We start from the raw sequence: 11,325 nt of genomic DNA on the forward strand, positions 1-11,325 counted from the left end.
ATGCTTCGATAGTCGAAAGGATTGTGGTGACACCTCAAGCTCTGCCTCGCTGGCTGCGCCCCGCCAACCGGTTCGTCCGCCTGCTGACCCGCCTGGGCCTGCGGCTCGGCACGATCCACGTCCTGACCGTCCCCGGCCGGACGTCCGGCGCGCCGCGGCCCACTCCCGTCTCGCCGCTGACCGTCGACGGCCGGCGCTACGTCATCGCCGGCCTGCCCCAGGGCGATTGGGCGCGCAACGTCCGCGCCGCCGGTCGGGGCGAGCTCGCCCACGGGCGCCGGAAACAACTCGTGACGCTCGAAGAGGTCGGCGACCACGACGTCCGCGCGCGGGTCATGCGCGCCTTCCCGCGCGAAGTGCCGCACGGAGTGCCGATGTTCGTGAAGCTGGGCCTCGTCGCCAAGGCCGACCCCGACGAGTTCGCCGCGGCCGCCGACCGCGTCGCCGTCTTCCGGGTTACGGCGAGTTGACCCACTCGTCGGTGCCGTCGGTGAAGTGCTGGTGCTTCCAGACCGGCAGCCGCGCCTTCACCTCGTCCACCAGGTCCGAGCACGCCGAGAACGCCTGGCCGCGGTGCTCGGCCGCGACCGCGCACGCCAGCGCCACGTCGCCGATCGCCAGGTGACCGACGCGGTGGCTCACGGCCACCGCCCGGACGCCGGCCCAGCGGGTCGACAAATCGGCCACGACCTCGGCGATCACGTCGCCCGCGCTCGGGTGGCCCTCGTAGGTCAGGTCGCGGACGCCCTTGCCGCCGTCGTGGTCACGGACGACCCCGGCGAACGTCACCACCGCGCCGGCGGCGTCGTCCTCGACCAGCCGCGCGTGCTCCTCGACCGACAGCGTCTCCTCGGTCACGAGGGCCCGCACCACGCGCACGGGGACCGCTGTGGCGGCGGGACGCGGGTGGTCGCCCCCGGCGAGCTGGTCGACGGCGTGGTCGAGGATGCCGTCCAGCACGCCCAGGCCGTCCTTCACGCCGCCGCTGGAGCCCGGCAGGTTCACCACCAGGGTCCGGCCCGCGACGCCCGCGACCCCGCGCGAAAGCACCGCCGTCGGCACCTTGGGCAGCCCCGCCGCGCGGATCGCGTCCGCGACCCCCGGCAGCTCGTGGTCGAGGACGGCGCGCGTGACGTCCGGGGTGCGGTCGGTCGGCGAGATGCCGGTGCCGCCGGTGGTGAGCACGACGGCGACGTCGTCGGCCAGCGCGGCGCGCAGTGCGACGCCGACGGGGTCGCCGTCCTCGACGACGACCGGCGCGGGCACGTCGTAGCCGCGCCCGGCCAGCCAGGCGACGATCACCGGGCCGGTCTTGTCCTCGTAGACGCCCTTCGCGGCGCGGTTGGACGCCACGATCACGCGTGCGGTGCGCTTCACGGCCGCTCCCAGGTTCCGGTCTTGCCGCCGTCCTTGCGGAGCAGGCGGACGTCGTCCAGCGTCGCGGCCGGGTCGACGGCCTTGATCATGTCGTGCAGCGTCAGCCCGGCGACCGCGACGGCGGTCAGGGCCTCCATCTCGACGCCGGTGACGTCGGTGGTCTTCGCCGTCGCGCGGATGCCGACCTCGGCCTCGCCGAGGGTGAACTCGACCTTGACCCCGGAGAGCGCGATCTGGTGGCAGAGCGGGATCAGCTCGGGGACGCGCTTGGCGCCCATGATCCCGGCGATGCGCGCGGTGGCGAGGGCATCGCCCTTGGGCAGGCCGTCGGTGGCGAGCAGCCGGAGCACCTCGGCGGTGGTCCGCACGGTCCCGGCGGCGAGCGCGGTGCGCGCGGTGGCGGTCTTGCCGGAGACGTCGACCATCCGGGCGGCGCCGGTTTCGTCGACGTGGCTGAGTTCACTCACATGCCGAGGCTACTTCCGACTGCCCCCGCCGCGGTGACGGGCACCGGCGGGCGGGCTTCGCCGCAAGCCAAGTCGCGCGCGGGACGGGTACCGGGGCAGGGAAAGGCTCGCCCCGGTCTGGGACGGGAAGCATCCGAGCCGCACCGGCCGGCCCCCGCGCCGGGCGGGAGCGCCGGCCGGCCAGGCGGTGCGGTCCTGTCCGCTCGGCGAGGTGCAAGGCGCGCTTGCTCCGCGCAGGACAAGCCGGAGGTTCGGCTCAGAACAACCGGACCGGCAACACCCCCGCCGCCACCGCCGGCGCCTGCCGCGCAGGCTCCGCCGCGCACGCCAAGTCCCGTGCCGGGCGCACTCCCGACGTCAAGAACGCCGTCGCCGCGTTGTTCGCGCAACTGTTGGCACCGAACATGTACGTCCCATGACCACCCTGGTCGGCCGTTACCAGCCTCGCCCGGTCACCCAAGGCCTGACGCAGGCGCAACGCTCCCGTCAGCGGCGTCGCCGGGTCACGCAGGTTCTGGACCATCAACACATCCGACGGCCCCCGGTCACCGATCCGGACCGGCGGCTCCACCGGCTCCGCGGGCCAGTACGCGCACGCCCAGACGTTGGCCGCCGCCGCGCCGAACATCGGGTGGCGGAACCGGTCGATCGCCACGTTCCGCTGGTACGTCCGCACCGACTCCGGCCAGTCGGAGTCGCCGCACACCACGTACAGCTGGCTCGACAGCAGGTTCTCGACGTTCGGGATCGTGCCGCCCGGCGGGGGCGGGATCGGCTGCCCCGTGTCGAGCGCGTGCCACGCCGTGGCCAGGTACGGCAATGTCGCGTCGTAGTAGAGCATCCCGAACGTCACCTGGCGGAACAGCTTGCCGTCGATGCCCTGCGAGTTCGGCTGCGCGTCCAATCGCGCGGCGAGGTCGAAGTACTTCGCCTTCACCGCCGCCGGTGTCGTGCCGAGGCCGTACTCCGGGTGGGCTGCCGCGAACCCGGCGAAGTCCGGGAAGCGGTCATCGAAGCCCTGGGCGAACATCCGCGAGCCGGTGATGTCCAGGCCGCCCGGCCCGGTGTTGCTGTCGAGCACGATGCGATCACTGCGCTGCGGGAACAGCGTCGTGTACACCGCGCCGAGGTACGAACCGTACGAAACCCCGTAGTACGACAGCTTCCGCTCGCCCAGCGCCGCGCGGATCCGGTCCATGTCGCGGGCCGTGTTCGCCGTCGTGACGTACGGCAGCATCCACGCCGTTCGCGAAGCGCCGCACTGGTGCGCGACGCCCTTCACGTACTCGGCCCGCGCCGCGACGTCGGCCGGGTTCAGCGCGTACGGCGGCACGTTGCTCCGCTGCTGCGCCGGCGCCAGATCGCACGTCACCGGCGCGCTGTGGCCGACGCCGCGCGGGTCGAACCCGATGACGTCGTAGGTGTCCAGGACGCTCTGCGGCCACCCCAGCAGCTTCAGCTGCGCGGGCAGCTCCAGGCCCGGGCCGCCGGGACCGCCCGGGTTGGTCAGCAGGACCCCGCGCCGCGCGGCCGGGTTCGCGCTCTTCAGCCGCGAGATCGCGACTTCGATCCGCGTGCCGTCCGGTTTCCGGTAGTCCAGCGGGACGTCGAGCGCCGAGCACTCCAGGCCCGGCGCCGTGACGTCCGCCGGGCACGCGCCCCACACGAGCCCACCGGGCGCCGCCTCGGCCACACCCGGCACCACCACTGCCGCCACCACGACGGCCACCGCCGCGACGAGCGAAGTCCTCCGCATTTCGGCTTCCCCCCAACCGTGTCGGGATTCAGCCTAGGACGGCCGGGGACCCGCGGTCGTCCGCCAAAAGTACGACTCAGCCCTGTTCGGCGCGCACGGCCTTCCGCACGGCCTCGGCGACCGCCGGCGCCACGGCGTTGTCGAACACGCTCGGGACGATGAACGAGGCGTTGAGCTTGCCGTTGTCGACGACGTCGGCGATCGCGTCGGCCGCCGCGAGCAGCATCGAGTCGTCGATGTTGTGCGCGTGCGCGTCCAGCAGGCCGCGGAAGACGCCCGGGAAGGCCAGGACGTTGTTGATCTGGTTCGGGAAGTCGCTGCGGCCGGTCGCGACGACGGCGGCGTGCTTCTGCGCCTCCAGGGGGTCGATCTCCGGGTCCGGGTTGGCCAGCGCGAAGACGACGGCGTCCTTGTTCATCGTGGCGACCTGCTCGGCTCCGAACAGGTTGGGCGCCGAGACGCCGATGAAGACGTCGGCGCCGTTCAGCGCCTCGTGCAGGGTGCCGCTGACCTGCTGCTTGTTCGTGTGCGACGCGATCCAGGCCAGGTTGTCGTCGAGGTTGCCGCGCGCGGAGTGGACGATGCCGTCGATGTCCGCGGCCACGATGTCGGCCGGGTTCTTGTGCAGCAGCAGGCGGATGATCGCCGAGCCGGCCGCGCCGACGCCGCTGACCACGATCTTGCAGTCCTCGATGCTCTTCCCGACCACGCGCAGGGCGTTGCGCAGCGCGGCCACGACGACGATCGCGGTGCCGTGCTGGTCGTCGTGGAACACCGGGATGTCCAGCTGCTCGCGCAGGCGCTTCTCGATCTCGAAGCAGCGCGGCGCGGCGATGTCTTCGAGGTTGATGCCCGCGTACACCGGCGCGAGGGCCTTCGCGATGAGGATGATCTCTTCGGTGTCCTGGGTGTCCAGGCAGACCGGCCACGCGTCGACGTCGGCGAACTTCTTGAACAGCGCCGCCTTGCCCTCCATCACCGGCAGCGCGGCGGCCGGGCCGATGTTGCCGAGGCCGAGCACCGCGGAGCCGTCGGTGAGCACCGCGACGGTGTTGCGCTTGATGGTCAGCCGGCGCGCGTCCTCCGGGTTGTTCGCGATGGCCTGGCAGACGCGGGCGACACCGGGGGTGTAGGCGCGGGAGAGGTCGTCACGGTTGCGGAGCGCGACCTTGGGCGTGACCTCGATCTTGCCGCCGAGGTGGATCAGGAACGTCCGGTCGGAGACCTTGCGGACCTTGACGCCGGGCAGCGAGTCCAGCGTCTGCGTGATGTCGTTCGCGTGGTTCTCCGACAGCGCGTTGGCGCTGATGTCGACCACGATCGAGTCGGAGTGCGACTCGACGACGTCGAACGCGGTCAGCACGCCGCCGACCCGCCCGACGGCGGTGGTGAGGTCACCGGCCGCGGTGGACGAGGCCGGGGCCTCGACCCGGACGGTGATCGAATATCCGGGACCGGGAACCGGCATGGCACTTACCCCCGCATGGGAAAGGTCGGGCAGGACGGGAGCGAACCTACTCCCGTGACCGCCCTCACGAGGGCCCGATACCGGTACTGACCAGTAACTCTGCTGCTGGTTGCCACCCCGGCCACAGCCACGGCCGCATGGTTTCGCGGCCACGGTCACCGGCCGATCAGGGGCGGCCTACTTTTGGCCGCGGTGGCAACCTGGCGTCAGCGGTTGATCTCGGTCTCCGGGTGCACGTACGGCACCGTGTCGAGCGGGAAGGTGATGTCACCGAACGGCGACAGCGCGCCCTGGCGGTCGGACGCGAGCTCGGTCACGGGGTGCTCGCCGTCCTCGCCCGGCCAGGTCGGGTCGACACCCTTGTGCTTCTTCTCACCCTTGGCCACAACGTCCTCCACAGCCTTGCTCCGTCGTACGGGAACAGTCTGCCTGAGCCGGAGCGGGCCGGCGCAACCGCCCGGTATCCTGGCCTTCTATGCCCGCGACCTCCTTGGCGGACTGGCTGCGCGCGGAGTCCGACGCCGCACTCGAAGAGCTGCTCCGCACGCGGCGCGACCTGTCCACGCCGCCGCCCTCCGACAGCACCGTGCTGGCCACCCGCGCCGGCACGCCCGGCTCGGTCGCGCGCGCCTGCGAAGACCTCGACACGGTCACCATCGCCGTGCTCGAAGCGTGCCTGCTCGCCGGCGCGGACCGCGATCCGGTGCCGGTCGCCGAGGTCGCGGACCTCATCGGCACCGACATCGCCGCGCCGCTGGCCCGCCTGCGCGCCCGCGCACTGGCCTGGGGCCCGGACGACGCGCTGCGCGTGCCGCCCGCGGTCCGGGAGGCGCTCGGGCCCTTCCCGGCCGGGCTGGGCGCGTCGTCGCCGTCGCTGGCCGGCGAAGACCTCGCCGCGCGGCTCGCGGAGCTGTCCGACGACGAACGCGGCGTCCTGAACGCCCTCGCCGCCGGCCCGCCGATCGGCCGCACCCGCGACGCCGGGCTCGACCTGACGCTCGAGAAGGCCGAGACGCCGGTGCAGAAGCTGCTGGCCCGCGGGCTGCTGCTGCGGCGCGACGACCAGACCGTCGAGCTGCCGCGCGAGCTCGGCATCGCGGTGCGCGGCAGCGTTTTCCCGCCGGGTGCGCTCACCGAACCCGAGCTGCCGGTCCATCCGCATCAGACGTCCACTTTGGACAAAGCGGCGGCCGGCGAGGCCATGGAGTTCCTGCGCCACACCGAATCCCTGCTGCGCTCGTGGTCCGCGGCGCCGCCGCCCGTGCTCAAGTCGGGCGGGCTCGGCGTGCGCGAGCTGAAGAAGCTGGCCAAGGACCTCGAGATCGACGAGACGCAGGCGGTGCTGCTGGCCGAGCTGGCCGTCGGCGCCGGGCTCGTCGCCGACAGCGAGACGACCGCGCCCGAGTGGGTGCCGACGACGCTGACCGACTCGTGGCTCGCGTCGCCGACCGCCCAGCGCTGGATGACGCTCGCGCAGGCGTGGCTGGAGCTGCCGCGGCTGCCGGGGCTGGCGGGCGGGCGCGACGCCAAGGACAAGCCGATCGCGCCGCTGTCGGAGGACCTGCGCCGCCCGCTGGCCCCGGTCACGCGGCGGCGGGTGCTGAGTGCGCTGGCCGACCTGCCCGAGGGCGCCGGCGTGAAGAGCGTCGACGAGCTGGTCGCGGTGCTGGCCTGGCGGGCCCCGCGCCGCGGCGGGCGGCTGCGGGACGAGACGGTCCGGTGGACGATGGCCGAGGCGTCCGCGCTGGGGATCGTCGGCCTCGGCGGCCTCACGACGGCGACGCGCGCGCTGCTCGCCGACGACCGCCCGGGCGCCGTCGAAGCCATCCTGGACGCGCTGCCGGCACCGGTGGACCACGTGCTGCTGCAGGCCGACCTGACGGTCGTCGCGCCGGGGCCGCTGGAGCCCGAACTCGCGGCCGAGATGGCCGCGGTGGCGGACGTCGAATCGGCCGGGCACGCGACGGTTTACCGGATCACCGAGGCGTCCGTGCGGCGCGCGCTGGACACCGGGCGCACGGCCGACGAGCTGCACGCGCTGTTCAAGAAGAAGTCCGCGACGCCGGTCCCGCAGTCGCTGAGCTACCTGGTCGACGACGTCGCCCGGCGGCACGGCCGGTTGCGCGGCGGCGCCGCGGCGTCGTTCCTGCGGTGCGACGACGAGGCGCTGCTGGCGGAGGTGCTGGCCAACCCGGTCGCGGCGGAGCACGACCTGCGCCTGATCGCCCCGACGGTCGTGGTCAGCCCCGACCCGCTGCACGAGGTACTGGCCGGGCTGCGCGCGGCGGGGTTCGCCCCGGCGGCCGAGGGCCCGGACGGCCGGGTCGTCGACATCCGCCCGGGCGGCCGCCGGCTGCCGGCCAAGGCGCGCGGACCCAAGCGCAGCCCGGGTGAGCAGGCGGTGCTGACACCGGACCAGGCGGCCCGGATCGTCTCGAACCTGCGCGCGGGCGACGCGGCGTCCGCGCGACGCCGGGGCTCGGCGGTGCGGGCTCCGGTGGGCGGCGGCGCGGACACGTCCGCGACGCTGGAGCTGCTGTCGCGGGCGACGCTGGAGCGGCGAGAGGTCTGGATCGGCTTCGTCGACTCGAAGGGGACGGCCAGCCAGCGCGTGGTCCGCCCGATCCGCGTCGGCGGCGGGATCCTCGAAGGCGACAACAACGAGCGGTACTCCCTGCACCGCATCACGTCCGCGGCGCTGGTCGAAGACTAGAGCGCCCGCAGACCGGCCAGGACGCGCTCCATGAACTCGCGGGACGAGCGGTCCCCGAGGATCAGCTCCGTCTGGTGGATCAGCACCAGCCCGATGTCGGACATGTCGCCCACCAGCACCTTCACCACGCCCAACGGCAGCCGCAGGTGCGCCGCGATCTCGGCCACCGAGCGCGTGTCCAGGCACAGGTCGCAGATGCGGCGGTGCTCGACCGAACGCACACCGCGGTAGCGGCGGCCGTCGTCGGACGTCGAGACCAGGGCCTCCAGGGCCAGGTTGTGGTCGGACCTCGTGCGGCCGCCCGTCCGTGTGTACGGGCGAACTCGCGAACCCGACGGGGCGACGGGCGCCGCGACGCGGGCCGGTTCCTCCCACGGCTCGGGCTGCGGGATCCAGCGGGTTTCCGGGTCCGGCGGGGGCGTCCAGCCGGTGCGCGGGTCGATCGGCGGGGCCCACGACGGCGGGGGCGCCGCCTGCGTTCTGGACACTGGTGGTCTCGGTGCCGGCGGCCGGGGCGCGGGCGGGCCCGGCGGAGCGGGTGGCCGCGGCGGGGCCGGCGGGCGCGCGCCGCGCGGAGGCGTCCACGCCGGTTCGAGCGGCGGGGGCTCCGGCTCGTAGCGCTCCTCGTCCTGCCACTCCGGCTCGGCCGGGTCGTAACCGTCGTCGGCGTAGTCGTCGGACGACGACGAGGAACCCCACTCGCGGGTGTCCTCGTCGGTGTAGCCCTGCGGGTCCGGCTGCGGCCGCGCCGGCTTGCGCTTGGGCATGATCATCGACAGCGTCGACATGTCGAACTTGCTGGGCGAATCGAAACCCTCGCGCTCGGTGCCGCGGTGCAGCGCGTCCCAGCCGCTGGAGTCCGGATCGTCGAATCCCGAAATCCTCATCGTGTCCTACCCACGCACGCCGCCCTGCAGCTGCGCGCGCAGCTCGGGGGTGATCTGCTGGCCCACGCGCTCGACGAGCAGCGTCATCTCGTAGGCGACCGTGCCGATGTCGCACGTCGGCGCGGCCAGCACCGCCAGCGACGAACCGTCCGAAACCGACATCAGGAACAGGTAGCCGCGTTCCATCTCCACCACGGTCTGGTTGACGCCGCCCGCCTCGAAGCAGCGCGCGGCCCCCTGCGTCAGGCTGATCAGCCCGGACGCGACCGCCGACAGCTGCTCGGCGCGCTCCTGGGGCAGCCCTTCCGACGGCGCGAGGAGCAGCCCGTCCGCGGACACCAGAACGGCGTGCGCGGCGCCGGGTACCCGGCGCACGAAGTCCGTGATGAGCCAGCCGAACGAACCCTGGCCGGAAGCCGTCACTACTGCCCCTCCTTGCTCCTGCGGCGCCGCGCGCCGCACTCCGGAGTGGCCGGCACGGCCCACGCTCAAGCGTATTCGCCCCGCCGGAAGTGTCGAGTCGACCACCGGCCGGCCGCTGCGCACCCTACGTGTGCGCCCGGCCGCGCTCCGCGCCGGCCCGGTCCGGGCGGCGCGGGCGGAGCTCACCCCCCGGCCCACCACGGCGGGCTGTCCGCGCAGGTCAGACCGACGGAGGGCGGGCCGAGCCGTCACCGGCACCGGACAGCGGCGGTCGTTCCGTCCTCCGGACGGCGGCAACGCTCCCCGAAGTGGGTGAAGCGCGCGGAGTTCACTCCAACGGCCGCATCCGGTTCGAGGGGACATACCCTCAGCCCGCGCGCAGCGCCGTATCGTGCGCGATCGCGTGCTGGACGACGGAGATCAGCACCTGCTTGGCGGATTCGCGCTCACGCGCGTCACACGCCATGATCGGGACCGACGGCGCGATGGTGAGCGCGTGCCGGACGTCCTCGATCTGGTGGTGCAGGAGCCGGTCGAAGCAGTTGATCGCCACGACGTAGGGCAGCTTCCGGTTCTCGAAGAAGTCGATCGACGGGAACGCGTCGGCGAGCCGCCGCGTGTCCACCAGCACGACCGCCCCGATGGCGCCGACCGCGAGGTCGTCCCACATGAACCAGAACCGGTGCTGACCCGGCGTGCCGAAGACGTACAGCACCAGGTCCGAGTCCAGCGAGATGCGCCCGAAGTCCATCGCCACGGTGGTGGTGGTCTTGTTGGGCGTGGCCGAGGTGTCGTCGTGCCCGACGCTGGCCTCGGTCATCATGGCCTCGGTGGTCAGCGGGTCGATCTCGGAGATCGCCCCGACCAGCGTTGTCTTCCCCGAACCGAACCCGCCGGCGACCACGATCTTGGCCGACGAGGTCGGACCCGTCACCTGCGGCGCGTTCGCGTCGGAGTCAAATTCTCCGAAGCCCACTGAGCACCCTTTCCATGAACTCGATACTCGGGCGGTCGCCCACGGTCGGGCTGCTGGAGTGCACCAGCACCAGCCCGAGGCCCGCCACGTCACCAATCAACACCCGCACCACGCCGAGCGGCAGGCGCAGCAGCGCCGCCACTTCGGCCACCGACCGGGTGTCGAGGCACAGGTCGCAGATCGACCGGTGCTCGGGCACCCGGACCCGGTCGAGCATCCGGCCCTGTTCGCTGGTCGAGATCAGGGCCTCGATCGCCAGGTCGAGCGTCGCCTTCGTCCGGCCACGGGTCCGGAAGTACGGCCGGACCAGCCCGGACGTCTCCATCTCCGTCGGCGGCGGCGCGTCGACGTACTCCTGGTGGGCCTGCTGCGGCAGCGCCGCCGCGAGCTCACCGGAGTCCGGGCCCGACCCGAAGTCGCGCTCGGTGCTGTACGCGGCGAAGTCGCGCGCGTCGTACAGCGGCCCGCTCGACCCGCCGAACAGCTCCGCGCCCGGTCCGCCCAGCAACCGGTCGCGGTACTCGCCGGTCCCGGCGATCGGCCGGATCGGCTCCTGACCGGCGTTGCTGTCGGTCAGCCAGTTCGGCGGTTCCCGCACGGGGTCGCTGTCGGACGCCTGCACCCGGCGCGACCGCCACTCGCGGTCGACCCGGTCCCGGAACGACTGCCAGTCCTCCCGGCCGTCGTCCGCGTGCTCGGACCACCCACCGGAGAAGTCGTCACCGAGCCGGCCATCGCCCCTCAAGCGCCCGTCGTCCACGGCTCTCTCCTCGGTTCCCGGGTCCTCAGCGGCGGATCGCCGCACCCTGCAGTTGCGCCCGCATCTCCGGAGTCAGCTGCTGGCCGACCCGCTCCACCAGCAGGGTCATCTCGTAGACGACCAAGCCGATGTCACTCTCCGGCGAACCGAGGACCGCCAGGCACGAACCGTCGGAAACCGACATGAGGAAGAGGAAGCCGTTGGCCATCTCGACGACGGTCTGCGCGACCGTCCCGCCTTCGAACACCTTGGCCGCACCGCGCGCGAGGCTCGTGAGCCCCGACGCCACCGCCGCCAGCTGGTCCGCCCGGTCCTTCGGCAGGCCACGCGAAGCCGCCAGGAGCAGGCCGTCGGCCGACACCACGACCGCGTGGGCCGCGCCGGGCACCCGGTGCACGAAATCCGTGATCAGCCAAGCGAAGCTGCCGGCATTGTTCGCCTTGGCATGCGCCTGGCCGTTCGGCTGCGCGGAGCCACCCGGCTGCATTGCACCCGCCC

The 11,325-nt window shown here is 73.1% G+C and carries 12 protein-coding genes; 2 read left to right on the top strand and 10 right to left on the bottom strand.

Annotated features, from left to right (window positions below; genetic code table 11):
- The first annotated feature begins 26 nt into the window (after positions 1–26).
- A complete protein-coding gene (locus AB0J40_RS14170; RefSeq protein WP_364452126.1) occupies positions 27–470 on the top strand; it encodes a nitroreductase/quinone reductase family protein in 444 nt (147 codons plus the stop codon).
- On the opposite strand, the gene AB0J40_RS14175 is transcribed toward AB0J40_RS14170, so the two are convergent.
- The 5 genes from AB0J40_RS14175 to AB0J40_RS14195 form a co-directional block, all read right to left on the bottom strand.
- A complete protein-coding gene (locus AB0J40_RS14175; RefSeq protein ID WP_364452129.1) occupies positions 457–1,377 on the bottom strand; it encodes a molybdenum cofactor biosynthesis protein MoaE in 921 nt (306 codons plus the stop codon). The genes AB0J40_RS14170 and AB0J40_RS14175 overlap by 14 nt on opposite strands.
- Complete coding sequence (gene moaC, locus AB0J40_RS14180; protein WP_285476874.1) at positions 1,374–1,844, bottom strand: cyclic pyranopterin monophosphate synthase MoaC; 471 nt, start codon at positions 1,842–1,844, stop codon at positions 1,374–1,376. The genes AB0J40_RS14175 and moaC overlap by 4 nt, the downstream gene beginning before the upstream one ends.
- 256 nt (positions 1,845–2,100) lie before the next feature.
- Complete coding sequence (locus tag AB0J40_RS14185; protein ID WP_364452131.1) at positions 2,101–3,600, bottom strand: alpha/beta hydrolase; 1,500 nt, start codon at positions 3,598–3,600, stop codon at positions 2,101–2,103.
- Between the two features lie 76 nt (positions 3,601–3,676).
- The gene (locus AB0J40_RS14190; RefSeq protein WP_364452133.1) at positions 3,677–5,068 is read right to left on the bottom strand and encodes an NAD-dependent malic enzyme; all 1,392 of its coding nucleotides are present in this window, start codon (positions 5,066–5,068) and stop codon (positions 3,677–3,679) included.
- Positions 5,069–5,274: 206 nt separating this feature from the next.
- On the bottom strand, positions 5,275–5,454 hold the full coding sequence (locus AB0J40_RS14195; protein WP_033261580.1) for a hypothetical protein: 180 nt from the start codon (positions 5,452–5,454) through the stop codon (positions 5,275–5,277).
- Positions 5,455–5,543: 89 nt separating this feature from the next.
- Here AB0J40_RS14195 and AB0J40_RS14200 point away from each other — a divergent pair, with 89 nt between their 5' ends.
- Complete coding sequence (locus tag AB0J40_RS14200; protein ID WP_364452135.1) at positions 5,544–7,781, top strand: helicase-associated domain-containing protein; 2,238 nt, start codon at positions 5,544–5,546, stop codon at positions 7,779–7,781.
- Here AB0J40_RS14200 and AB0J40_RS14205 read toward each other — a convergent pair.
- The 5 genes from AB0J40_RS14205 to AB0J40_RS14225 all read right to left on the bottom strand — a co-directional run bounded on the left by AB0J40_RS14205 (position 7,778) and on the right by AB0J40_RS14225 (position 11,314).
- Complete coding sequence (locus AB0J40_RS14205) at positions 7,778–8,668, bottom strand: DUF742 domain-containing protein (protein ID WP_364452137.1); 891 nt, start codon at positions 8,666–8,668, stop codon at positions 7,778–7,780. The two genes, AB0J40_RS14200 and AB0J40_RS14205, sit on opposite strands and share 4 nt — an antisense overlap.
- A gap of 6 nt (positions 8,669–8,674) precedes the next feature.
- Entirely contained in the window at positions 8,675–9,091 is a 417-nt protein-coding gene (locus AB0J40_RS14210; protein ID WP_364452140.1) for a roadblock/LC7 domain-containing protein, read from the bottom strand.
- 367 nt (positions 9,092–9,458) lie between these two features.
- Positions 9,459–10,067 carry an ATP/GTP-binding protein gene (locus tag AB0J40_RS14215; RefSeq protein WP_003085371.1) on the bottom strand — a complete coding sequence of 203 codons (609 nt, stop codon included), beginning with the start codon at positions 10,065–10,067 and terminating at the stop codon, positions 9,459–9,461.
- Positions 10,048–10,827: a DUF742 domain-containing protein gene (locus AB0J40_RS14220; protein WP_364452142.1), complete on the bottom strand. Its 780-nt coding sequence runs from the start codon at positions 10,825–10,827 to the stop codon at positions 10,048–10,050. Before AB0J40_RS14220 ends, AB0J40_RS14215 begins: the two co-directional genes overlap by 20 nt.
- Positions 10,828–10,852: 25 nt before the next feature.
- Positions 10,853–11,314, bottom strand: a complete 462-nt coding sequence (locus tag AB0J40_RS14225) for a roadblock/LC7 domain-containing protein (protein ID WP_086676266.1) — start codon at positions 11,312–11,314, stop codon at positions 10,853–10,855.
- Positions 11,315–11,325: the final 11 nt, after the last annotated feature.

Source organism: Amycolatopsis sp. NPDC049691, from assembly GCF_040675005.1.
Classification (GTDB): Bacteria; Actinomycetota; Actinomycetes; order Mycobacteriales; family Pseudonocardiaceae; genus Amycolatopsis.